This is a genomic window from Butyrivibrio sp. MB2005 (assembly GCF_000424285.1).
Classification (GTDB): Bacteria; Bacillota; Clostridia; order Lachnospirales; family Lachnospiraceae; genus Butyrivibrio.
In genome coordinates, this window is the sequence record NZ_AUJP01000004.1 from 1 (window position 1) to 24,959 (window position 24,959).

The following is a 24,959-nucleotide window of genomic DNA, read 5'->3' on the forward strand; positions in this document are numbered from 1 at the left end:
AGAGAGCTATACATCCAAAGCGGATTTTCTTGCGATGGATGAGATTCCTGTGTATAAAAAGGGAAGTAATGCTGACTATGTTTTTTCCGGAAAAAGGATAAAACGTGGACTTTACAGGCACTACGATGGGACAATAACAAATGCAGACATAAACGGAGCTGCCAATATCTTAAGAAAAGTATTCCCAAAGGTAACCCAATGGGATAGGGGCATAGTGGACATGCCCTGTTCTTTGGGATGCACTAAGCATTCCAAAGGTTCATGCCGCTCTGCGGCATAACAGAAACCTCTTCCGACGCAGAGTCGGTGGAGGTAGTTCATGAAAATTTAATGTGCATAAGCATTATGCCAAAGCTATAATAGAGATGTAATAACTGCCGACTACATTTATAAGAAAGGAAATACCCTGTCTATCTGAGGGGCAAGGACGAGTTTATGAAAAAAATCGTAAAACGTATTTTATGTACTTTTTCTGCAGCACTTTTTCTTTTTGCTCTGACAAGCAATACGGCACTTGCTTACAGTGAGATTCCTGATTATTTTGATTTTGGCGAAACAGTTTTCAAGATGGATGCCGGAACCTATAAGGATGTCTGGGTAAGAGCTAATACCGACTATACTTATTACATTGGCGACCATACCAGTAAGGGCACATATATGGAGTGCACCTTCAAGAAGGGCTCTGAGTATGTGAGACTTCATATCGGTCCCGATGAGACAACCAAGAATGTATTCTTCCATTTTTATTCAACTGATGAAGATGGAACTACCTATGATCATCACGACTGCATAGAGGTTTATGTGCAGAATCCCGATCCCGCTGCAGCTGCTCTTAAGGCACAGCAGGAAGCACAGATAAATGCGCTCAAGACCTTCAGTGGCAACACAGCAGATTTTAATGCTTACAACTACTACACCAATTATAAGGATCTTCAGGAAGCCTTTGGCGCAGATCCTGCAAAGCTCCTTGAGCACTACAATACATTTGGTATTAACGAGAAGAGAGTAGCAAATAAGCTGATTAAATAAGATTATATTGACTTTTATGGGCCCCGTTCAGAAATGATCGGGGCTTTAAATTTGGGTCTATACTTCATCACTTTATTGTGGTAAACTACTAAAAAAGTTTTTTGGGGAGGAAATTATGTCTACATCGCAATTAGGAATTATTATCTCGATTCTGGTCTATCTGGCAGGCATGCTTCTTGTCGGATTCGTCGCTTCCAAATCCACAAATGATGTTAAGGATTTCTATCTTGGAGGAAGAAAGCTCGGTCCCTTCGTTACAGCTATGAGCGCAGAGGCTTCCGATATGAGTTCTTATCTTTTGATGGGTGTTCCGGGACTTGCTTATTTTTCCGGAATAGCTGATGCCGGTTGGACCTGCCTTGGTCTTATCGCAGGTACATATCTGAACTGGCTTTTTACAGCGAAGAGGCTTCGTAACTACACAGAGAAGCTTGATGCCATCACAATACCTGATTATTTCAAAAAGAGATTTGATGATAAAAACAATATCCTGCTCTGTATCGGTGCTCTGTTCATTATCGTGTTCTTCGTACCTTACACAGCTTCAGGATTCTCAGCCTGCGGAAAGTTGTTCTCATCACTTTTCGGAATCAATTATCAGCTGGCAATGATCGCATCTGCTGTAATCATCGTTGGTTACACCACAACAGGCGGATTCCTTGCTGCATCCAAGACTGACTTTATCCAGTCAATAGTCATGACTGTTGCACTTTTCTTCGTACTTGGATACGGCGTTGTAACAGCAGGCGGTGCTAGCAATGTAATCGCAAATGCACAGAGTCTTCCCGGATTCCTTAACATGAGTGCAACCCACGACAATGTGGCAAATGCAGCTAATCCCTATGGTATTTTTAATAAGATAACAATGTTCTGCTGGGGCCTTGGATATTTCGGAATGCCGCACATTCTTCTCAGATTTATGGCTATCAGAAAATCCAGCGAGCTTAAGCTTTCAAGAAGAATCGCATCTGTATGGGTTGTTTTCTCCCTTGGAATCGCTGTTGTTCTCGGAGTAGTAGGCAGAGCAATGACAACAGGCGGCGTTCTTGAAAACCTCATTGATCCTGAAAATCCCACAAGCTCATCCCTTGCTGAGACTCTTATCGTAGTTCTTGCAAGACAGATAAGTGAACACGGATTTATATTTGCACTTCTTGCAGGTATGGTTCTTGCAGGAATCCTGGCATCAACCATGTCTACAGCAGATTCACAGCTTATAGCAGCTTCATCATCAGTATCAGAGAACCTGATTCAGGAGACCTTTGGAATCAATCTGTCAGAGGCAGCAGCTATGCTTACAGCAAGAGCAACACTTATTGCGGTAGCCATTCTTGGCGTAGTAATTGCATGGAATCCCGGCAGTTCGGTATTCGGAATCGTATCCTTTGCATGGGCAGGCTTCGGAGCAGTGTTTGGACCTATTATGCTTTTGTCACTTTACTGGAAACGCACCAATAAGTTCGGCGCAGTAGCCGGTATGATCGTTGGCGGCGCCATGGTATTTATCTGGAAGTACGTGGTTCGTCCTATGGGCGGTGTCTGGGATCTCTACGAACTTGCACCCGCTTTCCTTGTAGCGCTTATCGTGATCGTGGTGGTGAGCCTTATCACTCCTGCACCTTCAGATAAGATTACGGAAGAGTTTGAGCATGTGTCAAAAATGAGCTGATGATATAAAATTGCAGCACACATGGCAAGGAGCTATGTGTGCTGCTTTTTTTAATCTTTTGCCGGTTCGGGATTAACGTGTATCATTATGTGTTTTACGTTAGGGAAATTTTTCTCTACATTACTGTGAACATGCTCTGCAATGGCGTGGGCATAAACCAATGTGATATCTCGCTGAACGGTGATCTCTAAGTCTACGTAAATCTTATTTCCAAACTGTCTTGTATGGAGAAGATCTATTCCAAGGACGCCGGGCTGTTCCAAAATAAAGGACCGGAGCTTCCCTTCGTATGTGGCATCGCAGGATGTATCCAGCATTTTATTCAGGGCATCCTTTAAAATGTCGTAGGCTACCTTTAGAATCAGAGCGCATATAAGTATACTTGCGATTGGATCCATGAAGGGAAAACCAAGCCTTGCAAGACCTATACCTATGAAGGAACCAACTGATGATAACGCATCTGAGCGGTGGTGCCAGGCATCAGCTTTGAAAGCAGGTGAGTCCAGGATTCTTGCGTAGTGCATGGTGTACCAGAACATTCCCTCTTTTACTGCGATTGATACGATAGCAGCGATAAGAGGCAGCATGGTTGGTACTTCGATTGCTGACTTTTCAAAAAGAAGCATTTTGATGCCGTTATAACCTATGCCAAGGCCTGTGCCTGCAAGGATAAGCCCCAAAATAAGTGATGCAACGCACTCGAATCTCTCGTGGCCATAGGGGTGCTCAGCATCCTCCTGCTGACCTGCCAGTTTCACGCCGATATATGCAATTATTGTTGCCAAAACGTCGGATAGTGAGTGCACAGCATCCGATACCATGGCCCCGGATTTTCCAAGAATGCCTGCGATCAGCTTAAATGCTGCCAGTACAATGTTGCCAAGTACACCCACTCTGGACATTTTTCTTATCAAAGTCTGTTCATCCATGATGACACCTCTGAGCTATTTTTCAAAATAAGTAAAATAAATTTAAATTATTTGCTCTATTATATGTATAACATACACCAGAGTTGTCATATAATACAATCATAAGAAAACCAATTATGGTTAATGGATTTGAAAAAATTTTGTTTGCAAAGACGATGCTTTGCAGAGAGGAGAAAAGAATGATTACATTAGAGGCAATCGAAAAGGTAATGGAGCTTACAGGCGTTGAGTACAAGGTTGCTAAGGATGCGCTTGAGAGAACCGAAGGAAATGTTGATGAAGCAATTAAGCTCATTCAGCCTGACACAAAGGATATCGGTGAGGACATTAAGGGTCTCATCGATAAGCTTAAGAAGACAGTTGAGGAAGGAAACGTTGACAGAATCCAGATTCGCAAGGATGATGAAATCGTTCTCAGCGTTCCTGTAAATGTTGGTATTATTGGTGGCGTTCTTGGTCTTGCAGCTGCTCCCTGGGCACTTATCGCAGGCGCTGTAGCAGCATTTGGTCTTGGATGCAAGCTTGAGGTTGTTCACAAGGACGGCTCAACAGACGAAGTTAAATAAGTCTTCCTAATACAAAGACTCCAAATAAAAACTCCGGTGTTTCATCGATTGAAGCATCGGAGTTTTTCCATGTTACGAGATTTAATTGTCAGGGTAAATGGCCTGAACCCGGCTTTTAGCCTGCATAAACTATGTTATCAAATACCTTTTCAAGCTCACCTTCCCGGATTGAAACAGGATAAGATGCTGACGTAAGTGTAAGGCGGACGATTCTGCCATCCCCAAGTCTGCAGTCCACATAGCTCTTGTTGTCGGTTTTTATAGGCTCGAAGGTTTCGCCGCTTTTTATGATTTCGTCGGCGTTGATGACGTTTCCGTCTTCATCCACGATGTCGCCCTTTATGTATGAGTTTGACTTGGCATTCGGAGAGCAGTAGGAACCAACAGTGTAGACAGGCTCTGTAGGTACCGGCTTTCCATCATCGCCAACTTTGTAGCTGTTGTAGATGTTCATTGTTCCAAAGCAGTCTGAAACAATGGCAAAGGGCATGTTGTCAGGATCGGATAAGAGGGCTTCTGCGAAGTAATCGTTGCCGTAATCCTCTCCTGCATAGTGGAAGTACTCCGGCTCAGCAGCCTTGAATTCGTTTCCTGAAACATCAAATACGAAAAGAGCATAATAGTCATTGTAGTCAGGGACTGTAACATAGATATATTCTTTTCCGTCATCTGTTTTAACATTGTAGGTGACGATGCTGTCGTAGTCCACTTCAAAGCTTGCGGGAACAGTGACCTTTTTATCTCCATCAACAAGTGAAAGACTCTCGGCATAATCGCCGTATTCATTGTCTTCTGTGCCTTCGAATTCCAGGTGTCGCACCTTTATGTCACCTGCCCATTTTGCATTGTAGAGACCGATGTCAGAGTGGGATATGTATCCGCGACCTTCCTCCGGCATGAACTTTTCATTTATGAGACCGTCATACTCGTTATAGCCCATGGAAACCTCTATCATGCCGTATGCATAGGCAGCGATTTCATAAGGATTGAAAATTATATGAAGCCCATCGTTACTTAGATACCACTTGTAGTTATACCCATCATTTGAATCAGAAGCATCAAGTTTGTATTTTGCCAATGTTTCATCAAGCTCCCAGTATCCATCGTTTGTATCAGGAAGTTCATAGAGCTTTTCTTTAATAATTTTATCAAGTTCTTCCTTGGAATATTGCACAACATCACTCAGTGTGAGTTCTTTTCCTGTCTGCACGTCGTAGTTTATACCGACAGCACCGTACATTCCATGGGCACCGCCCTGGTAATCGCTGGAATAGTCGTAAATGCTAAGAACTGTCTCATCGGACCTTGTCAAATAGTAATCCTGCGTCATGGTCCAGGGGCCAAAGAAAGAGTAATCATTTTGAATGGCGTCCTCGTATTGGCCTTTAGCTTCAGCTGCCCAGTCATCAAAGCCTGAACTTGATTTTACCTGAGCTCTTTCCTTAAGTGCATTGTAAAGCTCCGGATAATCATTTTTGCAATTGTCATCCATGACTACAAAGGCATCTTGAGCAGTGATGAGAACACCGTTAGCGTAGTCGTTTTCCGGATTACTGAATTTAAGATCACCATCGTATGTGTATGTAAAATACTTTCTGGCTATTTTGTAGGTAGGTGTTTTGAGCTTAGACTCAGAAGCTGTATCGTTTTCATCTGCTGCAGTATCATCTGCGGTATCTTTATTCTGCTGATCCTCCGCTTCTGTATCAGTTGATGTTTCTGTTTCAGATTCAGGCTCTTCTGTAACTGTTTCTGCAGACTCCTCCGCTGTTTCTCCTGACTCCTCAGACAGACCATCCTTGATCTTGTTTATAAAACTTGATCCTTCTGATTCTGCATCTGTATCATTAGATGAACCGGTAAGTTTCCCAATCATACCACAGCCGCTTAAGGATGCAGCTGTAAGAGTTGTACATAAAAGTACGGCAAGTGCTTTTTTCATAAATTTTCTCCTTGTTATTAAGTGAGGAATAAATCTCGAGTTTATTGTAGTTTTTCTAAAGGGTATTTACAACCGGATAATTTTTGTGTATATTCATTCGCATATCTTTATTCTTGGTTTTTCAGTTCGGTGATTCACCGAATATTTTTCAATTTGTTTTGAAAGGAAATTAGTATGAATTATTATGCTGCGGTAGTCCGTGAGCATGGTGCGTATGCTGAGAATTCTGACGGCCTTATGATAAAAGGAAGGCGCGTGGGCGAAGAAAATGTTGTTATGATGGCTCTTTGTACTCCTTTTTCTAAAAACAGGAGGGGAGCAAAGCTAAGTGACCACGTTATAAGAACCTTAGAAGAGATCTTCGAGGAGGTCGAGCCTTCGGATTTATATGATAGCTGCAAAGAGTTATTTTTCGATAAGAGGCTTTCTTCAAAAAATAAGCTGAGCATTATGTTCTTTCGCGGAGCCGATTATTTTATCCTGAGTAATTGCGGCAGGCAAATTGCAAAAATTGGAGTAAGGAATAAGAAAATAATTGATAGGCCCGGAGATGGATATTTTCATAAAGAGGCATTTGGACTAAAAGGAAGACTTACGGAAGGTTGCACTATTCTGATTTCTACGGACTCATATTCAGAGAGATTATCTGACAGAGAGATTATTGGGAACCTGAGCCCCCAGATGTGTGTGGACAGTGAATATATGGAATATGCGCTGGGCTTTATGTCCCGGAGCCTTATTGGGAAGGGAGAGGAGAGACCTCGCAGTGCTGCGGCGCTGTGCATCAGATGAAAATGAAAATTACTACTTATGACGGCAAAAACTACATAATGGATGAATGCATTGGAAAAGGCGGGATGAGCAAAGTGTACGCTGGGAGAAGCGTGGCTGATGGCAGGGCTGTTGCAGTAAAAATGCTTACGGATTCTAAAAGAGGGGATGCTCTATTCGAGGCAAAAAGACAACTCCTTGGTGAGATGCGTATTTTGGAGGCGCTTAAAGACAAAGGCGTAAAGGGTGTTCCAAGGCTCCTTGGAAAGGGCGATTCCTTCTATGTGATGGAATATATTAAGGGCAGAACCTTTGGAAAAAAGGAGCTTGATGCTAAGAAAACCATAGAGCTTGGAACGGCTCTGTGTGATATTCTGACCAGCCTTCACGAGGGCTTTCCAAGGGTGCTTTATCTTGATCTAAAGCCATCTAACGTGATGCTAGGGCAGTCCGGTGAAATCTGTTTAATTGATTTTGGAACTGCAAGAATTCTTAGTGGCTATAATGACGGCGATGTTGCAGATTCGGCAAACGGTGCAGGTACAAAAGGATATGCGGCTCCTGAACAGTACGGCGGTCTTGTTAGTGAGAGCATGCAGACAGATATTTATCTTCTTGGGAGAACCCTTGATGCGGTACTAAAGGAGGATTGCAGGGATGGATTTATTTTAGATGAGCTAAAGAAGGTCATAGAAAGATGTACTGATGCAAGGAAGAGTGCAAGATATTGTAGCTGTAGAGAGGTTAAGGCTGCGCTTCTTTCATGTGAAAAGAATGCTGCAAAAAGGAAGCGCTTTATAGCGGCAGGGCTAATTGTGGGCTTTATATTATTTGTTTTGTCAGGTGTGTTTATCCTTATGTTTTTTATGGGGAAAATCAGTGCGATATATGGAATTATCAGTGTGCTTCTTGGGAGACTTATATGGAACAGTGATAGGATAATGGGTGAAGCCGGGATTTTGTTTGGAAAGAAGTCTGAAGATGGGAAAATGCCTGAAAAACCGGGGCTTTTCCTGGATATAGTAAAGACCTGCGATACGATAGATTTTTAGAAATCAGGCAGAATTTGTAATAGAAATCTTTAATTAGTATGAGAAAACAGACCTGGTGCGGAATAGAACGAATGTTCTAAAATCAGTGGACATTAGCTTCGCTAAATAGTAAACTATAGGTAGTATGCTGCGCAGTCAAAACTTGCTTAGAAGTATGGAAATGTGCGTGGTTTAAGGCTTTTGATGATTTTTGCATTGCATAATAGGGAGCTTTTATAAATATGGACTTTAAATTACGTTCAGATTACAAACCTACAGGCGACCAGCCTCAGGCTATTAAAGCACTGGTGGATGGATTTAAAAGCGGTAATCAGTTTGAGACCCTGCAGGGTGTTACCGGTTCGGGTAAGACCTTTGCCATGGCTAATGTAATTCAGGCACTTAATAAGCCTACGCTTGTTATCAGCCATAATAAGACTCTGGCAGGACAGCTTTACGGTGAGTTCAAGGAATTTTTTCCTGAGAATGCGGTTGAGTATTTTGTTTCATACTATGACTACTATCAGCCTGAAGCCTACGTTCCTCAGACAGACACCTATATAGCCAAGGATTCTTCCATAAATGATGAGATCGATAAGCTTAGACTGTCTGCTACGGCATCCCTTACTGAGAGGAAGGATGTCATAGTTGTAGCCAGTGTTTCCTGCATATATGGTCTTGGTAGCCCCGAGGAATTCAAGGGTATGTCTATTTCGCTGCGTCCCGGTATGGAGAAAAGCAGGGACGATATTATCAGAGACCTGGTGGCTATTCAGTATGACAGGAATGATCTTGATATAAACAGATGTAATTTCAGGGTTCGCGGAGATACCATAGAAGTTTTCCCTGCTCAGGCAGATGACTATCTGATCAGAATAGAGCTTTTTGGCGACGAGATAGACAGAATCTGCGAGATAGAGCCTGTAACGGGAGTTGTAAAAAAAGAACTATCTCACGTAATGATCTATCCTGCGTCACACTATGTTGTGCCTCAGGAGAAGATCAATCTTGCCTGCAAGAATATAGAAGCTGAGCTTGAGGAACGTGTCAGATTTTTCAAGAGCGAGGATAAGCTTATAGAGGCTCAGCGTATTGCGGAGCGCACTAATTTTGATGTGGAGATGCTAAGAGAGACAGGCTTCTGCTCCGGTATTGAGAACTATTCAAGACATCTGAATTTCATGGAGCCCGGGGCAACGCCTCTTACGCTTATGGATTTCTTTGACGGAGAGTTCCTTATTATAGTGGATGAGTCCCACATGACGATTCCGCAGATAGGTGCTATGTTCCACGGAGACAGATCCCGTAAGAATACGCTGGTGGATTATGGCTTCAGACTTCCGTCAGCCTTAGATAACAGACCTCTTAATTTTGAAGAATTTGAGTCACGTATAGATCAGATGCTTTTCTGTTCTGCGACGCCCGGCCCTTACGAGGAGGAGCACGAGCTTCTTAGAGCAGAGCAGGTAATAAGACCTACGGGACTTCTTGATCCTGAGATTTCGGTACGACCTGTGGAAGGTCAGATCGATGATCTTATTACGGAGATCAATAAAGAGACTGATAAGAAGAACAAGGTTCTTGTTACGACGCTTACCAAGAAGATGGCTGAGGATCTTACTGAGTACCTGGCAGAGACAGGAATCAGAGTAAAGTATATGCACTCCGATATAGATACTCTTCAGAGAGCAGAGATCATCAGGGATATGAGACTTGATGTTTTTGATGTTCTTGTGGGAATCAACCTTCTGAGGGAGGGACTTGATATTCCTGAGATCTCACTTGTTGCCATAATCGATGCCGACAAGGAGGGCTTCCTTCGTTCTGAGACGTCACTTATTCAGACCATCGGACGAGCTGCGAGAAATGCTGAAGGCCGCGTTATAATGTATGCGGACAATATGACGGACTCCATGAAGAACGCCATAGAGATCACAGAGCGCAGAAGGAAGATTCAGCAGCAGTACAATGATGAGCATGGTATCACACCTCAGACTATTAAGAAGGCAGTCAGAGATCTTATCAGTATCAGCAAAGCTGTTGCAAAACAGGAGGTACAGTTTGAGAAGGATCCTGAGTCCATGAACAGAGATGAGCTGGAGAAGCTTATTGGAGAAGTTCAGAAGAAGATGAAGAAGGCAGCCGCTGAGCTGGACTTCGAGTCAGCAGCAATGTTGCGTGATCAGATGATTGACCTTAAGAAGAACTTACTTGAGCTTACAGGCGGAAAATGACGCCCCATCGGAACTTACAGAATTTTCAGGCTAAATGAGATGCCATAAGGAGCATTATGAGAGAAGATAATTCACACATGACAAAAGAAAACACCTCATCCAAGCGTATTTTACCTACGGATATCCACGACTATATCAGGGTAAGAGGCGCCAATGAGCACAACTTAAAGCACGTTGATGTAAATATTCCAAGGGAGACTCTTACTGTTTTTACAGGTCTTTCGGGCTCGGGAAAATCATCCCTTGCTTTTGACACTATTTTTGCTGAAGGACAGCGCAGATATATGGAGTCACTGTCTTCATACGCAAGAATGTTCCTTGGACAGATGGATAAACCTGATGTTGAGAAGATTGACGGACTATCTCCCACGATCTCCATCGATCAGAAATCCACCAACAGGAACCCCAGATCCACAGTGGGAACAGTAACGGAGATCTATGATCATTTCAGACTTTTATATGCCCGTATAGGTATACCTCATTGTCCTAATTGTGGTCGTGAGATCAGAAGACAGACCGTTGATGAAATGGCAGATCAGATTCTCTCTCTTCCTGAAGGAACCAAGTTCCAGGTTCTTGCACCGGTTGTCCGTGGCAGGAAGGGTGAACATGCCAAGGTTTTTGACAGAGCTAAGCGTGCGGGTTTTGTACGTGTACGTGTTGATGGTAGCCAGTACGACCTTTCGGAAGAGATCAAGCTTGATAAAAATATTAAGCACAGCATAGAGATCATCGTGGACAGACTTATCATAAGAGATAATCCAGATGAGATGAGAGGCAGACTTACGGATTCAATTGAGAGTGCTTTGAATCTTGCAGAGGGGCTTCTTGATGTTGATGTAATAGATGGCAAGACCATGAGCTTTAGCCAGAATTTTGCCTGCCCTGATTGCGGAATAAGTATTCCGGAGATAGCACCCAGAAGTTTTTCCTTCAATAATCCCTTTGGCGCTTGCCCTGAGTGTACAGGTCTTGGCTACAAGATGGAATTTGACGCTGACCTCATGATCCCTGATAAGAGTCTTTCTATTAATGAAGGGTGCTTTCAGGTGACTGGCTGGGCATCTTCTTCGAAGGAAGGAAGCTTTACCAATGCTATCCTGAGGGCTCTTGCCAAGGAATATAAGTTTAAGCTTGATACTCCTTTTGAAAAGCTCTCTGCCAAGGTTCAGGATATGCTGATAAACGGCGCCGACAGAGAGGTTACCGTTGAATATAAGGGTCAGAGAGGTGAGGGTAAATATCCCATAACCTTCGACGGACTTGTAAAAAATGTCGAGCAGCGATATCGCGAGACCTATTCCGAGCAGCAAAAGGCAGAGTATGAACAGTACATGCGAATAACTCCCTGTGCTGTTTGTAAGGGTCAGAGACTTAAGCCCGAATCTCTGGCGGTTACCATTGACGATAAGAATATTTTTGAGATCACTTCCATGTCCATAGGTGAACTCAGTGATTATCTTCAGAATCTATCTCTTACAAAGCAGCAGGAGATGATTGGTGCCCAGGTTCTTAAAGAGATAAGAGCAAGAGTTGGTTTCCTTATAGATGTAGGTCTGGATTACCTGTCTCTGTCCAGAGCTACAGGAACTCTTTCAGGTGGTGAAGCTCAGAGAATTCGTCTGGCTACTCAGATCGGATCGGGACTTTGCGGAGTATGCTATATCCTGGATGAGCCAAGTATCGGTCTTCATCAGAGAGATAACGACAAGCTTCTTAATACACTTAAGAATCTGCGAGATCTTGGAAACACACTTATTGTGGTTGAGCATGATGAAGATACCATGCGTGCCGCTGACTACATTGTAGACGTGGGACCGGGAGCGGGTTCCCATGGCGGTGAGATCGTTGCTGTTGGTACGGCAGAGGATATTATGAAGGTCCCTGAGTCCATAACAGGCAAGTATCTCTCAGGTAATTTGAAAATAGAGGTTCCGGGTACCAGAAGGAAGCCCACTGGTTGGCTTACTGTAAAGGGTGCCCAGGAAAACAACCTTAAGAATATCGATGTAAAGTTCCCTTTGGGAGTACTTACCATAGTTACAGGTGTTTCAGGATCCGGTAAGAGTTCTCTTGTAAATGAGATTCTCTATAAGCATCTTGAAAGGGATCTTAACAGAGCAAGATGTATCCCCGGCAAGCACAAGGGTATTGATGGTATAGATCAGCTTGATAAGGTTATAGCTATTGACCAGTCTCCTATAGGAAGAACACCGAGGTCTAACCCTGCTACCTACACCGGTGTCTTTGACATGATAAGAGATCTTTTTGCAGGAACTCCCGATGCCAAGGCAAGAGGATATAAGAAGGGCAGATTCTCCTTCAATGTAAAGGGCGGACGCTGCGAAGCCTGCGGCGGTGACGGTATCATCAAAATAGAGATGCACTTCCTTCCTGATGTTTATGTACCCTGCGAGGTCTGCGGAGGCAAGAGATATAACAGGGAGACTCTTGAGGTTAAATATAAGGGAAAGAGCATCTATGATGTCCTTGATATGACAGTAGAAGAAGCGCTTCCTTTCTTTGAAAATATTAAGACCATCAAGCGCAAGATAAAGACACTCTATGATGTGGGTCTTGGTTATGTAAAGCTTGGTCAGCCCTCTACTGAACTCTCAGGTGGTGAGGCGCAGAGAATCAAGCTTGCAACAGAGCTTTCAAGGGCCAGCACCGGTAAGACTATTTATATTCTCGATGAGCCCACAACAGGACTTCATTTTGCTGATGTCCAGAAGCTGGTTAAGATTCTCCACGATCTTGTAGATGCAGGCAACACTGTGGTTGTCATCGAACACAACCTGGATGTTATTAAGACCGGTGATTACATCATCGATATGGGACCTGAAGGCGGATCCGGAGGCGGAACCGTGGTTACCTGCGGAACTCCGGAGAAGGTTGCGAAGTGCAAGGAATCCTATACCGGGGCATACATCAAAAGAATGCTGGAAAAGGATTAAAAAAATATCATATAAAGTATAAAGTTTTTATAAAGAGTTGTCGATACTCTCTATGAGGTAGTTTAGCCTTAATATGATTTTTTTGTGTTTGGTATTTCAAAATATTGCCCTTTGGTTTATAATTGCATTGAATTATGGTTTGATGACAGTTAATGTGAGCGATTATGCGCTTTTGACCTTTAGAAAGGGGTAATAGAGTAAATGCAGTATACAGATATAGGAATCGATTTAGGAACAGCCAGCATTCTTGTATATATCCGTGGAAAGGGTGTTGTGCTTAAAGAGCCCTCAGTTGTAGCTTATGACAGAGACACTGAGAAGATTAAGGCTATCGGCGAAGACGCAAGACTTATGCTTGGTCGTACACCCGGTAATATTGTTGCAGTTAGACCGCTCAGACAGGGCGTTATTTCAGATTATAAAGTAACAGAGCAGATGATGAAGTATTTCATCACCAAGGCTATCGGACACAGAACCTTCAGAAAGCCTCTTATCGCTGTATGTGTACCCAGTGGAGTTACAGAAGTAGAGCGTAAGGCGGTTGAGGATGCGACTCTTATGGCAGGTGCCAGAGATGTTCGTATCATTGAGGAGCCTATTGCGGCAGCTATCGGCGCAGGTATTGATATTACAAAGCCCTGCGGCAACATGATCGTAGATATAGGTGGCGGTACATCTGATATCGCTGTTATTTCACTTGGCGGAACTGTTGTAAGTACTTCAGTTAAGATCGCCGGTGATGATTTTGATGAAGCTATTGTTCGCTATATGCGTAAGAAGCACAATCTTCTTATCGGTGAGAGAACAGCCGAGGATATCAAGATTAAGATTGGTGCAGCATATCCCAGAGCAGAGGCAGACTATCTCGATGTAAGAGGACGTAACCTTGTAACAGGTCTTCCCAAGACTGTTAAGGTATCTTCAGAAGAGACAGAGGAAGCTCTCAGAGAGACAACAGCTCAGATCGTAGAAGCTATTCACAGCGTTTTGGAGAAGACTCCTCCGGAACTTGCTGCTGATATTGCAGATAGAGGTATTGTGCTTACAGGTGGCGGAAGTCTTCTTAGAGGACTTGATGACCTTATCGCTTCCAAGACAGGCATCAACACTGTAACTGCAGAGGATCCCATGACAGCAGTTGCCATCGGCACCGGCAGATATGTTGAGTTCCTTGCTGGTTACAGAGAAAACTGAACACTTAGCGAGAGCAGAACTACCTAAAAAATAATTTAATAGGGGTAAGAGTATATGGTAAAAGGGCTGTACACGGCGTATACAGGTATGGTTAACGAGCAGAATCGCATGGACATCCAGACGAACAACCTTGCAAATGCGAATTCTACAGGTTTCAAGGAGGAACGCTCAGTCAGTAGGTCTTTCCGTGATCTTTTAGGACTTAAGATCAAGGATTATACTGATGCGCCCTGGACCGCGCGTAGACTCGGCCTTATAAATCCCGGTGTTAAGCTTGCCGGATCATATACTAACTTTGAACAGGGAGGCCTCGAATCCACAGGCAATACCTTTGACCTGGCGATTAATAATAATCTCCCTGATAAGAATTCGGCTGACGTTAATGATAATATGGGAGCCGGAGGAAATGCCTTTTTTGCTACTTCCTATGCATCTGACTTTACTCAGGGAGAAGCACTTATCAAATATACCAGAGACGGAACGTTCACCCTTACACAGGATGGCTATTTGGTCACCAGTGAGGGTAACAATGTCCTGGATGTCAACAACAATCCCATTCAGGTTGATCCAACACAAGAAACTACAATATTGCAGGATGGTAATATTTCTCAGAACGGAAATACCATCACTACTATTCAGGTTGCAAGATTTGATAATCCCCAATTTTTGCAGAGATACCAGGATAATGCCTTTATTATAGGCGACGGTCCTGCGCAGGTGGTGAGCCTCACAGCAGCCGAGGCTAATGCTACCGTTAATCAGGGATTTTTGGAAAAATCTAATATCAGCGTTGTTGATGAGATGGTTAGCATTATTTCGATTCAAAGGAATTATGAGACTAATTCCAAAGTGATGCAGGCTGAAGATGATACCCTTAATATTGCTGTTACACAGCTTGGAAAAATTAATGGATAAAGGCTAAAGATTTCAGAATAATGTGACGAAATAATAAACGGTAAGGTGCGTGTTTTTTTGAGGGTATACACGAACTAGGAGGCAACGATATGGTAAGAAGCTTATGGACAGCTGCATCAGGAATGAATGCGCAGCAGACAAATGTTGATACTATAGCCAACAATCTGGCGAATGTTAATTCGGCAGGTTATAAGGCACAGAGTGCAAAGTTTAAGTCACTTCTTTACCAGGAGCTTAAGACAAAGACAGTTCAGAATACAGGATCTCCGGTTAATTCAGATGTAGGTCTTGGTGTACGAGTATCATCTATCAATTCATTTTTCACACAGGGCAGTTTGCAGGATAATGATTCAAGCTCTGCATTCGCAATTCAGGGTGACGGATTTTTTGCATATTCCGTAGATGCTCAGAATATCAACGAAGCAAATACGAGATATACCAGAAACGGTAATTTCGTTTGGGCTCTTACAGAGCAGAATACATTGGAGCTTACAACTTCAGAAGGTAATCCGGTTCTTGGAATAGACGGCGGTCCTATTGTTGTAACAGATGAGACCGTAAAGGCAACAGATATCACCTGCGATCAGGAAGGTGCATTATATTATCTTGATGCCAATCAGGAGCGTGTGGATGTTGGACAGATAGCTCTGTTCCAGTTCAGAAATGCGGAAGGTCTTGAGAGAACAGGTGACACCAGCTTCTCAGTAACACCCGCCAGTGGTGATCCTCTTCCGGAGGCAACCACCCAGGGAATCAGAAGAAGTGTTATCGTTCAGGGATACCTTGAAGGATCAAACGTAAACGTTGCTACCGAGATGGTTAATCTTATCGTTGCACAAAGAGCATATGAAATGAATTCAACTGCAATCACAACTACTAACGAGATGATGCAGACAGCTAACCAGCTCAAGAGATAATCTAAGGGGATGATGATATGGCATTAGACATGAATTCAATGAATCTGTCGGGAATATCACAATATGCCAGCGGTCAGGCTCAGGTTGATAAAGTCAATTCAGCAGCTTCCAGGATCAGAACGATCAAGACCGATGAGGACAAGGCTCAGGCTGACAAGGAACTTATGGATGCCTGTAAGCAGTTTGAAGCATATTTTATGGAGCAGATCTATAAGGGGTATGAAAAGACAGCAAAGGTATTCAGCAAGGATGAGTCCGGTTCAATGGGCACGCTTGTAGACTACTTTAAGGATGTGACCATTCAGGAAGTATCTTCACTTCAGTCAGACAAGCAGAGCACGGGCCTTGCACAGATGTTGTATGAGAATATGAAGAGGAATTACAATTTATAATTCATTTCAAAGATAATCCACGGGCTGCCATGTTTTTTAGAAAAAGTGGCAGCTCGTTTTATGTTACAGGATAAATTTTCAGGGAAGAAAGTATGGAAAAAATAAAAGGATATATAGACCATTTTATATACAGGAACAGCGAGAATGGCTATGGGGTAATGGTATTTATCTCGGATGGTGAGGAGATTACCTGTGTCGGCACATTTTTGGATGTGGATACAGGTGATACCCTCGAGATAGAGGGTGAGCTTACAGAGCATCCTGTATATGGAGAGCAGATAAAAGTAAGCTCTTACGAAGTATCTGTGCCGGATGATGCAGAGTCAATAGAGAGATACCTTGGCTCAGGTGCGATCAAGGGTATCGGAGAGACAATGGCAAGACGTATCGTGAAAAAGTTTGGCGCCGATACCTTCAGAATAATAGAAGACGAGCCTGAGAGACTTGCTGAAATTAAGGGTATCAGCGAGAGGAAGGCAAGAGATATTGCAATTCAGCTGGCAGATAAAAGAGACATGCGCGAAGCCATGGTTTTCCTTGCAGGCTACGGAATCTCCAATACTTTGTCGGTGAAGATTTTTGATAAATACGGCAATCAGGTCTATAGGATTATGAAGGAGAATCCCTACAGACTGGCAGATGATATCGAAGGCGTCGGATTTAAAACAGCAGATGAGATCGCATCAAGAGTGGGAATCAGTGTAGATTCGGATTATCGTGTAAGGAGCGGTATTCTTTATACGCTTCTTGAAGCTGCTTCCGACGGAAACAGTTATCTTCCAAGAAAAATGCTTCTTAGTAAAAGCAAGGAGCTTCTTAAGGTGGAAGAGGATCTGATCGATACCCAGATAGACAACCTTATGGTTGAGAGAAAGCTTGTGCTAAGGGATGATGCGGTATATGCATCCACATATTATTATGAGGAGCAGTCCATAGCTGCCATGCTTTCAGGTCTTAATCTTGATCTTACAAGTGAAGTCACATCAGATGATGCTGCTTTGATAAAAAGGATAAAGTCTATCGAGAAGGACAGAGGCATAGAGCTTGATGAACTTCAAAGAAAAGCTGTTATGGCTAGTGCCAAAAACGGCGTTGTTATCATAACGGGAGGCCCTGGAACAGGAAAGACCACCACAATAAATACAATTATTCAGTATTATGCTCAGGAGCAGATGGATATTCTTCTGGCAGCTCCCACAGGAAGAGCCGCAAAGCGCATGACAGAAGCTACAGGGTATGAAGCCCAGACTATACACAGACTTTTGGGAGTGGGCGGAATGCCTGCCTCTGACGATAACGGAGAAAAGAGCAGAGACAGGATTCATTTTGATAAAAATGCGGAGAATCCCCTTGAAGCGGATGCAATCATAATTGATGAGATGTCCATGGTTGACATGCATCTTTTTAATGCGCTTTTAAAGGCAGTAATTCCCGGGACTCATCTTATCCTTGTGGGCGACAGCTCCCAGCTTCCAAGTGTGGGACCCGGACAGGTGCTGTCGGACATTATTTCCACAGGAGCTTTTCCTACGCTTATACTTCAGAAGATATTCAGACAGGCCAAGGAGAGCGATATTGTAATGAATGCTCACCACATTAAAAAGGGCGAGCATATCACAATGGACAATAAGAGTAAGGATTTCTTTTTCCTAAAAAGAGATAATGCGGATGTCATATACAAGCACATGCTTGAGCTGATCCAGAAAAAACTGCCGGGCTATGTGAATGCCACAAGCGGGGATATTCAGGTGCTTACGCCAATGAAGAGAGGCCCCCTTGGCGCGGAAACACTGAACGTTGTTCTGCAGAAATACCTTAATCCTGTTGATGACAAAAAGAGAGAGTACACCTATGGTGAGCGCCTTTTCAGAGAGGGCGACAAGGTAATGCAGATAAAAAACAACTATCAGGCAGAGTGGGAAGTGCTTGGAAAATACGGCATTCCTACGGACAGCGGTATGGGTGTCTTTAACGGCGATATGGGATTTATTAAAGAGATCAATAACCCTATGCGTGAGCTGACAGTTGAGTTCGATGAGGGAAGATGCGTAACCTATCCTTTTTCTGAGCTTGATGAGTTAGAGCTGGCATACGCCATCACAATCCACAAATCCCAAGGGTCTGAGTACCCGGCTGTTATTCTGCCGCTCCTTGGTGGTCCCAGGATGCTGCTTAACAGGAATCTGCTTTATACGGCAGTGACCCGTGCAAGGAGCTGCGTTGTGGTACTTGGAAGTGACAGCACAGTTCAGGAGATGATAGATAACGAAGAACAGCTAAAGAGATATACAGGGCTGCGAACCAGAATCGAGGAGGCTATGAAGCTACATGAATAAGGCAGCAGATTTTGTTATTTCGCTGCTGTATCCCAGAAGATGTCCCGTGTGCGATGATGTACTTCGCCACGGCGAGAAGCTGATTCATGAGAGATGTGAAAAGAAGATAAGGCCCGTTGGCAGAACCACCTGCATGAAATGCGGTAAGCCCATAAAGGATAAGACCAGGGAGTTTTGCGATGATTGTGTAAAGACTACCCACTATTTTGACAGAGGTTATTCGATTTTCAGATACAGATCTGTTTCGGGTTCGATATACAGGTTTAAATATGCAGGCAGAAGGGAGTATGCGGATTTCTATGCAGAGAAAGCAAAGAAGTATCTTGGAAGTACCATAAAAGCCATTAACCCGGATGCCATAATACCGATACCTATGTATGCCGCCAAGATGAGAAAAAGAGGCTACAATCAGGCGGCAGTTCTTGCGAAGGCAATAGGCAAAGCCTGCGACGTTCCAGTTTATGAAAATGTTATAATTAGGACCAGAAACACAGTCCCCATGAAGCTTTTGGACCAGCAGGGACGCCGCTCCAATTTGAAAAAAGCTTTTAATATAAGAAGAAATGATGTAAAATTTAAGTGTATTATCCTTATTGATGACATTTATACAACAGGCAGTACCATCGATGCTGTAGCAAAAGAGTTCCGACGAATGGGTGTCGAACGGATCTGTTTTGTAACACTTGCGATAGGCCAGGTTGTGTAATTATATAATCACCACAGTAGGAGGTTAATATGAGTAATATCAAGAATTGTGCCAGATGCGGTAAGATGTTCAATTACATTGCAGGCGAAGTGATATGTGATGCCTGCAAGAAAGAGATTGAGGAGAAATTCCAGGAAGTTAAGAAGTATATCGAAGAAAATCCCGGAAGCGGCCTTAAGCAGATTTCTGAAGATTGCGAAGTTGCTACAAAACAGCTTAAGAAGTGGATTCTTGAAGAGAGACTCATGTTTACAGAGAATTCACCCATTCAGATTACCTGTGAGAACTGTGGAGCAAGGATTCAGACAGGAAGACTTTGCGCAAAGTGCAAGGCTACTGTTACCAATGCACTGAATGCTACGGTTCAGCAGCGTCAGCAGGCTTTGGCAGCAGAACTTGCCAAGAAGCAGAAGCCTTCTGATTCAACCTCAGGAATGAAGTTCCTGAAGACGTGAGGAGATTATGCTAAACGAGGAGCGAGTGATCCTGATGACCAGGATGGCTGCATATCAGCAGCATGAGGGGAAAAAGAATAACGCAATAAATACATACTTTCGCAGCGACTATGTTGGATTTCAGGTACTTAAATCAATCTTGAGTGCCACTATTGTATATCTGATACTGGTCGCTGCCTATGTGATGTATCATTTTTCTGATGTATTACAGGATATTTATAATACGGACATTATGGCTACAGCCAAGAAATATCTTGTGTACTACATTGCTCTTGTAGTTATATATTCAGTGATTTCGTTCATCATATATTCCATCCGGTATCGTAAGATGCGTGGAAGCATGAGGGCATATTACGGCTGCCTCAAAAAATTAGGAAGAATGTACGAAAAGGAATAATAAAATGACGTCTTTACTTGAACTACGAGAATATATCAAGAGTTTCTATATAAAATTTGAAATCTATATTACCTATGTCTGGAAGTTTTTTCTTGCACTGATGGCCTTCACAATGATAGGCAACAAGATCGGATATCAGACTAGTCTCATGAAGCTGCCAATTCTTTTGATGGCTTCTTTGTTGTGTTCAATAATGCCGTCGAATTTCATGGTTTTGTTGTCAACAGGCTTTATACTTGCGCATTTATATAAGCTTTCACTTCCCTGTGCGGTAGTGGCACTTATTGTTTTTCTTATGATGTTTCTTCTGTATTTCAGATTTTCACCGAAGGACACTCTCGCAGTAATGCTTACACCAATGGCTTTTTATTTGGGACTTCCCTATGTGATGCCCATAGCTCTTGGACTTCTCGGATCACCCGTATCCATTATTTCCATGTCATTTGGTGTCATCGTAGCTTTTATGATTTCATACTTTTCGGGGAATGCAACTGCGCTTACTGCGTCTGATATGGAGGCTAAGGCTACTCAGTTCCAGGCTATCATATCCGAGCTTCTTGCCAATAAGCAGATGTGGATGTATGTGGCATGCTTTGCACTTACCCTTGCGGTTGTTTACATTATCAGAAGAATGTCTGTCGATTATTCCTGGACAATTGCCATCATCGCAGGTGCCATCACAGATGTGATTGCTCTTCTTATAGCTGATCTTATCTATACTACAGAGCTTTCATTCCTTGGCATTATACTTAAGTCCATAATCGCAGTGCTTATACTTTTTGTTATTCAGTTCTTTGCATTTAATCTGGACTACACCAGAATTGAGAAAGTCCAGTTTGAGGATGATGAATATTATTATTATGTAAAAGCGGTTCCGAAGGTTTCGGTTTCAACTCCGGCTCCGCAGGTAAAAAAGATTAACCAGTCAAACGTTAGTCGTGATTACAGAGGTAGAGACAGAGGCGAGTGAATTTAAATGCAACAGATAGGATTTTTCCTTGAAAATAATCTGACCAGCTTGCATATGCCGACAGTGAGAGCTCTCGACGTCATTGAGATGTTGATCATAGCTTTCCTGATCTATCATATTTTGGTTTGGGCGAAAACAACGAGACTATGGTCCCTTCTAAAAGGGGTCGTAGTTATTATTGTGTTTATCGTTATTGCGGCAGCCTTCAATATGACCACTATTTTGTGGATCGTACAGAATGTATTCGGAATTGCCGTAACAGCCATGGTTGTCATCCTGCAGCCTGAGCTGCGAAAAGCACTTGAAGGAATCGGAAGGAGAAATTTTTTCCACGGACTGTTCAATTTTTCAGAAGCAACTGAAGAAGGCAGGTTTTCGGACAAGACCATAAATGAGATAGTAAGAGCATGCGTTGAGATGGCCAAGGTCAGAACAGGTGCCCTTATTGTTATAGAGCAGCTTTCATCACTTAGTGAATATGAGCGCACAGGTATTGATGTGGATGGCATAGTTACAAGTCAGCTCCTTATCAATATTTTTGAGCATAACACACCGCTTCATGATGGTGCAGTTATCATAAGGGGCGACAGGATCACATCAGCCACATGTTACCTTCCGCTTTCAGACAATATGGAATTGGGAAAAGAGCTTGGAACAAGACACCGTGCAGGCGTTGGCGTATCTGAGGTTACAGATTCTCTGACTATCATAGTTTCTGAGGAGACAGGTAAGATCAGCGTGGCTTATATGGGTGAGCTTGAGAGAGCTCTCGACAGTGATGCTCTCAAAGAGAGACTCAGACAGATTCAGAATAAGGCAGCTGATGGTAAAAAGGATAAAAAGAAAAAGATAATGCCGGGCAAAAAGGGGAAAGGAAAGGCGAAATGAAGAAGTTCAATTTGACAGCCAACTGGGGCCTAAAGATTGCTTCGCTGCTCTTTGCCGCTTTACTTTGGTTCCTGGTTACAAATATCAATGATCCGGTAGATTCGGTCAGATTCAGTAATATATCCGTACAGCTACGGAATGCCAACAGCATTACCGATGAAAACAAGGTGTACGAGATACTTGAGGATTCCGATCTTCTATCTACCGTTACTGTTTATGCTCCAAGGTCAATTGTTGATTCACTTAACAGAGATAATATTGTGGCTGTTGCGGATCTTGAGGAGACCAAAAGCGTTGATGGTGCTTATGAAGTTCAGATTCAGCTTTCCACCAATAAGTACAGCAATCAGATACAGAGCATTGCCGGAAGCAGCGATAAGGTGCTTCTGAATATCGAGAATCGCGCTTCAAAGACAATCGCCATTTCTGCGGCTACAACAGGTAGCTTGACTGATGGGTATATAATTGGAGATGTTGTTACTGATCAGAACCAGATCAGAATCACGGGAGCAGAATCTGTAGTTGGAAGTGTTGCCACAGCATCGGTTAATGTAGAGGTTACTGGTTATACCACCAACATCGGAACCAATGCCGAGATTCATCTTTATGATGCAGACGGTGAGGAGATTCCGAAGGATAATCTGAAGCTCAGCAGTACATCGGTAGGTGTTAATGTAACTATCCTTGCTACAAAGAGAGTACCTGTAATTTATCAGGTTTCAGGAGTTGCAGCTGATGGTTATGCTGCTACAGGAGAAGTTGAAGCCAATCCGGAATCAGTTCTCCTTGCAGGCAGACAGTCGGTGCTTAACAAGATTGAAGAAATCATTGTAGCAGATACATCACTTGATATTACAGGACTTACAGGAGACCTTACAGCTACCATAGATCTGTCCGGATATCTGCCCGGCAACGTATCATTTGGTGATGAGGACTTCAACGGAATAGCTACAGTTGTTGCACATATCGAAGCAACCCTTGAAAATGAGCTCGAGATACCTTTTGGTCAGGTAGAGCTTATGAATGTTCCTGAAGGCTATCAGGCAGAGATAGTATCAGATGAAACTGAGAGCTTTAAAATCAAGATAAAAGGACTTGAGGCAACAATCAGAGGAACAAGAGCCTCTGAGGTTACAGGAACAATAGATGTTTCAAGTCTCACAGATGACGCAGAGGATCAGGATGATCTGTCCGGAGAGTATAGTGCGACTATTGCACTTTCACTGCCCGGTGGTGTGACCACAAGTGATTCTGCGGAAGTAACAGTCAGATTGACTAAAGAAGAGTAATTTTTGGAGGTAGTATGTCTAGATTATTTGGTACAGATGGAGTAAGAGGCGTAGCTAATGATGAGCTTACACCACTTCTTGCTATGCAGCTTGGACAGGCAGGAGCTTATGTTCTGTCTAAGGAGAATAAGCATAAACCCACTATTATGGTTGGATGCGATACAAGATTGTCAGGTGATATGCTTGCTGCAGCACTTATGGCAGGCGCATGCTCAGTAGGAGCTAACGTAGTTAACGTAGGAGTTCTTCCGACTCCCGCAGTTGCTTATCTTACCAAGAAGTACAGGGTAGATGCAGGTGTTGTTATCTCAGCATCACATAACCCTATGGAATTCAACGGTATCAAATTCTTTGACGGACAGGGCTTTAAGCTTCCCGATGCCATGGAGGATGAGATTGAAGAGCTTATCCGCAACAATATGGAAGGCGTTAAGATGCCTACAGGAGCAGGCATTGGTAAGATCAAGAACCGTCCCGATGCAAAAGAAGAGTATATAAATCACAACCTTCACTGTGTTGATGTTCACCTCGACGGCTTTAAGATTGTAATGGACTGTGCTGAAGGCGCCAGCTCATATACTTCTGTTGAGACCTTGAGACAGACAGGAGCTGATGTTATCGCTATTCACACCAATCCCGACGGAACCAACATCAATGCCAACTGTGGTTCCACTCACATGGAAGAGCTTATGGGCCGCGTAGTTACAGAAAAGGCTGACATCGGTCTTGCTTTTGACGGTGACGCTGACAGATTCCTTGCTGTTGATGAAAACGGTAAGATGGTCGACGGTGATGAGATTATGGCTATCATCGGAAAGCACATGAAGGATAACGGCGAGCTCAGGAATAATACTGTGGTTGCTACAGTAATGAGTAACCTGGGATTTTTCAAGATGGGTGAGCGCGAAGGCATCACTATTGAGAAGACTAAGGTTGGAGACAGATATGTTCTTGAGAGAATGAAAGAGATTGGTGCGAACCTTGGCGGTGAGCAGTCAGGACATATCATTTTCCTTGATGATAATACTACAGGAGACGGACTTCTCTCTGCCCTTCACCTGCTTAAGGTTATGAAGGATACAGGCAAGAAGCTTTCACAGCTTGCATCTGTCATGGAGGTTATGCCTCAGGCACTTTACAATGCTACTGTGCCTACACATAAGAAGGATCACTACATGGAGTATCCTGAAATTGCAGATGCAATCGATGCTCTTGAGATGAAATTTGCCGGAGACGGAAGAGTTCTCATCAGACCGTCAGGCACAGAACCCCTTGTCCGCGTAATGATCGAGGGCAAGGATCAGAAGATAATTGAAGAAGAAGCAAAGAAACTGGCTGAGCTTATACAGAATGTAATGCTCTGATTATAAAA

At 43.2% G+C, this 24,959-nt stretch carries 21 protein-coding genes and 1 pseudogene; 20 read left to right on the forward strand and 2 right to left on the reverse strand.

The genetic code is table 11. The features are described 5' to 3' along the window. From G610_RS23275 to G610_RS0101390, 3 genes and pseudogenes are all read left to right on the forward strand, one after another. Window positions 1–280: pseudogene (locus G610_RS23275) on the forward strand (RNA-guided endonuclease InsQ/TnpB family protein); the annotation flags it as partial. Window positions 281–435: 155 nt separating this feature from the next. Then, window positions 436–1,029, forward strand: coding sequence for a hypothetical protein (locus G610_RS0101385; protein WP_026523341.1), 594 nt, complete (start codon window positions 436–438; stop codon window positions 1,027–1,029). A gap of 115 nt (window positions 1,030–1,144) precedes the next feature. Then, window positions 1,145–2,698 (forward strand): sodium/proline symporter, encoded by a 1,554-nt coding sequence (locus G610_RS0101390; protein WP_026523342.1) that lies wholly within the window; start codon window positions 1,145–1,147, stop codon window positions 2,696–2,698. 50 nt (window positions 2,699–2,748) lie between these two features. Here the strand turns inward: G610_RS0101390 and G610_RS19280 are convergent, their stop codons facing one another. Beyond that, window positions 2,749–3,627 carry a cation diffusion facilitator family transporter gene (locus G610_RS19280; protein ID WP_035796639.1) on the reverse strand — a complete coding sequence of 293 codons (879 nt, stop codon included), beginning with the start codon at window positions 3,625–3,627 and terminating at the stop codon, window positions 2,749–2,751. 179 nt (window positions 3,628–3,806) lie between these two features. Here G610_RS19280 and G610_RS19285 point away from each other — a divergent pair, with 179 nt between their 5' ends. After that, window positions 3,807–4,193: a DUF4342 domain-containing protein gene (locus G610_RS19285; RefSeq protein WP_196808101.1), complete on the forward strand. Its 387-nt coding sequence runs from the start codon at window positions 3,807–3,809 to the stop codon at window positions 4,191–4,193. Between the two features lie 115 nt (window positions 4,194–4,308). On the opposite strand, the gene G610_RS0101405 is transcribed toward G610_RS19285, so the two are convergent. Continuing rightward, window positions 4,309–6,135 carry a DUF3298 and DUF4163 domain-containing protein gene (locus tag G610_RS0101405; protein WP_026523343.1) on the reverse strand — a complete coding sequence of 609 codons (1,827 nt, stop codon included), beginning with the start codon at window positions 6,133–6,135 and terminating at the stop codon, window positions 4,309–4,311. A 174-nt stretch (window positions 6,136–6,309) separates the two neighbouring features. Here G610_RS0101405 and G610_RS0101410 point away from each other — a divergent pair, with 174 nt between their 5' ends. The 16 genes from G610_RS0101410 (at window position 6,310) to glmM (ending at window position 24,951) form a co-directional block, all read left to right on the forward strand. Continuing rightward, window positions 6,310–6,927, forward strand: coding sequence for a hypothetical protein (locus G610_RS0101410; protein ID WP_026523344.1), 618 nt, complete (start codon window positions 6,310–6,312; stop codon window positions 6,925–6,927). Beyond that, a complete protein-coding gene (locus G610_RS0101415) occupies window positions 6,924–7,958 on the forward strand; it encodes a serine/threonine protein kinase (protein WP_026523345.1) in 1,035 nt (344 codons plus the stop codon). Before G610_RS0101410 ends, G610_RS0101415 begins: the two co-directional genes overlap by 4 nt. A gap of 221 nt (window positions 7,959–8,179) precedes the next feature. Further along, window positions 8,180–10,171: an excinuclease ABC subunit UvrB gene (gene uvrB / locus G610_RS0101420; RefSeq protein WP_026523346.1), complete on the forward strand. Its 1,992-nt coding sequence runs from the start codon at window positions 8,180–8,182 to the stop codon at window positions 10,169–10,171. Between the two features lie 77 nt (window positions 10,172–10,248). After that, complete coding sequence (gene uvrA / locus G610_RS0101425) at window positions 10,249–13,128, forward strand: excinuclease ABC subunit UvrA (RefSeq protein ID WP_051197495.1); 2,880 nt, start codon at window positions 10,249–10,251, stop codon at window positions 13,126–13,128. A 201-nt stretch (window positions 13,129–13,329) separates the two neighbouring features. Then, the gene (locus G610_RS0101430; RefSeq protein ID WP_026523348.1) at window positions 13,330–14,322 is read left to right on the forward strand and encodes a rod shape-determining protein; all 993 of its coding nucleotides are present in this window, start codon (window positions 13,330–13,332) and stop codon (window positions 14,320–14,322) included. Window positions 14,323–14,376: 54 nt separating this feature from the next. Continuing rightward, on the forward strand, window positions 14,377–15,237 hold the full coding sequence (locus tag G610_RS0101435; protein ID WP_026523349.1) for a flagellar hook-basal body protein: 861 nt from the start codon (window positions 14,377–14,379) through the stop codon (window positions 15,235–15,237). Between the two features lie 89 nt (window positions 15,238–15,326). Continuing rightward, window positions 15,327–16,154: a flagellar hook-basal body protein gene (locus G610_RS0101440; protein WP_026523350.1), complete on the forward strand. Its 828-nt coding sequence runs from the start codon at window positions 15,327–15,329 to the stop codon at window positions 16,152–16,154. Window positions 16,155–16,171: 17 nt separating this feature from the next. Continuing rightward, window positions 16,172–16,546, forward strand: a complete 375-nt coding sequence (locus G610_RS0101445) for a hypothetical protein (RefSeq protein WP_026523351.1) — start codon at window positions 16,172–16,174, stop codon at window positions 16,544–16,546. 92 nt (window positions 16,547–16,638) lie between these two features. Beyond that, the gene (gene recD2, locus G610_RS0101450; RefSeq protein WP_026523352.1) at window positions 16,639–18,882 is read left to right on the forward strand and encodes an SF1B family DNA helicase RecD2; all 2,244 of its coding nucleotides are present in this window, start codon (window positions 16,639–16,641) and stop codon (window positions 18,880–18,882) included. Further along, window positions 18,875–19,588 (forward strand): ComF family protein, encoded by a 714-nt coding sequence (locus G610_RS0101455; protein ID WP_026523353.1) that lies wholly within the window; start codon window positions 18,875–18,877, stop codon window positions 19,586–19,588. Before recD2 ends, G610_RS0101455 begins: the two co-directional genes overlap by 8 nt. Before the next feature lie 29 nt (window positions 19,589–19,617). Further along, a complete protein-coding gene (locus G610_RS0101460) occupies window positions 19,618–20,043 on the forward strand; it encodes a flagellar protein (protein WP_026523354.1) in 426 nt (141 codons plus the stop codon). Window positions 20,044–20,050: 7 nt separating this feature from the next. Then, entirely contained in the window at window positions 20,051–20,440 is a 390-nt protein-coding gene (locus tag G610_RS0101465; RefSeq protein WP_026523355.1) for a hypothetical protein, read from the forward strand. 4 nt (window positions 20,441–20,444) lie between these two features. Then, entirely contained in the window at window positions 20,445–21,410 is a 966-nt protein-coding gene (locus tag G610_RS19290) for a hypothetical protein (protein ID WP_035793915.1), read from the forward strand. Window positions 21,411–21,416: 6 nt separating this feature from the next. Beyond that, window positions 21,417–22,298 (forward strand): diadenylate cyclase CdaA, encoded by an 882-nt coding sequence (gene cdaA / locus G610_RS0101475; protein WP_026523356.1) that lies wholly within the window; start codon window positions 21,417–21,419, stop codon window positions 22,296–22,298. After that, a complete protein-coding gene (locus tag G610_RS0101480; RefSeq protein ID WP_026523357.1) occupies window positions 22,295–23,587 on the forward strand; it encodes a CdaR family protein in 1,293 nt (430 codons plus the stop codon). Before cdaA ends, G610_RS0101480 begins: the two co-directional genes overlap by 4 nt. A 14-nt stretch (window positions 23,588–23,601) precedes the next feature. Next, on the forward strand, window positions 23,602–24,951 hold the full coding sequence (gene glmM, locus G610_RS0101485; RefSeq protein WP_026523358.1) for a phosphoglucosamine mutase: 1,350 nt from the start codon (window positions 23,602–23,604) through the stop codon (window positions 24,949–24,951). Window positions 24,952–24,959: the final 8 nt, after the last annotated feature.

Bases quoted from the DNA above. Each gene is read 5' to 3' on its own strand.
- G610_RS0101465 (WP_026523355.1), top strand. From the start codon at position 20,051: ATGCTAAACGAGGAGCGAGTGATCCTGATGACCAGGATGGCTGCATAT.
- G610_RS0101440 (WP_026523350.1), top strand. From the start codon at position 15,327: ATGGTAAGAAGCTTATGGACAGCTGCATCAGGAATGAATGCGCAGCAG.
- cdaA (WP_026523356.1), top strand. From the start codon at position 21,417: ATGCAACAGATAGGATTTTTCCTTGAAAATAATCTGACCAGCTTGCAT.
- G610_RS0101445 (WP_026523351.1), top strand. From the start codon at position 16,172: ATGGCATTAGACATGAATTCAATGAATCTGTCGGGAATATCACAATAT.
- G610_RS0101460 (WP_026523354.1), top strand. From the start codon at position 19,618: ATGAGTAATATCAAGAATTGTGCCAGATGCGGTAAGATGTTCAATTAC.
- recD2 (WP_026523352.1), top strand. From the start codon at position 16,639: ATGGAAAAAATAAAAGGATATATAGACCATTTTATATACAGGAACAGC.
- G610_RS0101480 (WP_026523357.1), top strand. From the start codon at position 22,295: ATGAAGAAGTTCAATTTGACAGCCAACTGGGGCCTAAAGATTGCTTCG.
- G610_RS0101410 (WP_026523344.1), top strand. From the start codon at position 6,310: ATGAATTATTATGCTGCGGTAGTCCGTGAGCATGGTGCGTATGCTGAG.
- G610_RS0101385 (WP_026523341.1), top strand. From the start codon at position 436: ATGAAAAAAATCGTAAAACGTATTTTATGTACTTTTTCTGCAGCACTT.
- G610_RS0101415 (WP_026523345.1), top strand. From the start codon at position 6,924: ATGAAAATGAAAATTACTACTTATGACGGCAAAAACTACATAATGGAT.
- G610_RS0101430 (WP_026523348.1), top strand. From the start codon at position 13,330: ATGCAGTATACAGATATAGGAATCGATTTAGGAACAGCCAGCATTCTT.
- G610_RS0101405 (WP_026523343.1), bottom strand. From the start codon at position 6,135: ATGAAAAAAGCACTTGCCGTACTTTTATGTACAACTCTTACAGCTGCA.
- uvrA (WP_051197495.1), top strand. From the start codon at position 10,249: ATGACAAAAGAAAACACCTCATCCAAGCGTATTTTACCTACGGATATC.
- G610_RS19285 (WP_196808101.1), top strand. From the start codon at position 3,807: ATGATTACATTAGAGGCAATCGAAAAGGTAATGGAGCTTACAGGCGTT.
- glmM (WP_026523358.1), top strand. From the start codon at position 23,602: ATGTCTAGATTATTTGGTACAGATGGAGTAAGAGGCGTAGCTAATGAT.
- G610_RS19280 (WP_035796639.1), bottom strand. From the start codon at position 3,627: ATGGATGAACAGACTTTGATAAGAAAAATGTCCAGAGTGGGTGTACTT.
- G610_RS0101455 (WP_026523353.1), top strand. From the start codon at position 18,875: ATGAATAAGGCAGCAGATTTTGTTATTTCGCTGCTGTATCCCAGAAGA.
- G610_RS0101390 (WP_026523342.1), top strand. From the start codon at position 1,145: ATGTCTACATCGCAATTAGGAATTATTATCTCGATTCTGGTCTATCTG.
- uvrB (WP_026523346.1), top strand. From the start codon at position 8,180: ATGGACTTTAAATTACGTTCAGATTACAAACCTACAGGCGACCAGCCT.
- G610_RS19290 (WP_035793915.1), top strand. From the start codon at position 20,445: ATGACGTCTTTACTTGAACTACGAGAATATATCAAGAGTTTCTATATA.
- G610_RS0101435 (WP_026523349.1), top strand. From the start codon at position 14,377: ATGGTAAAAGGGCTGTACACGGCGTATACAGGTATGGTTAACGAGCAG.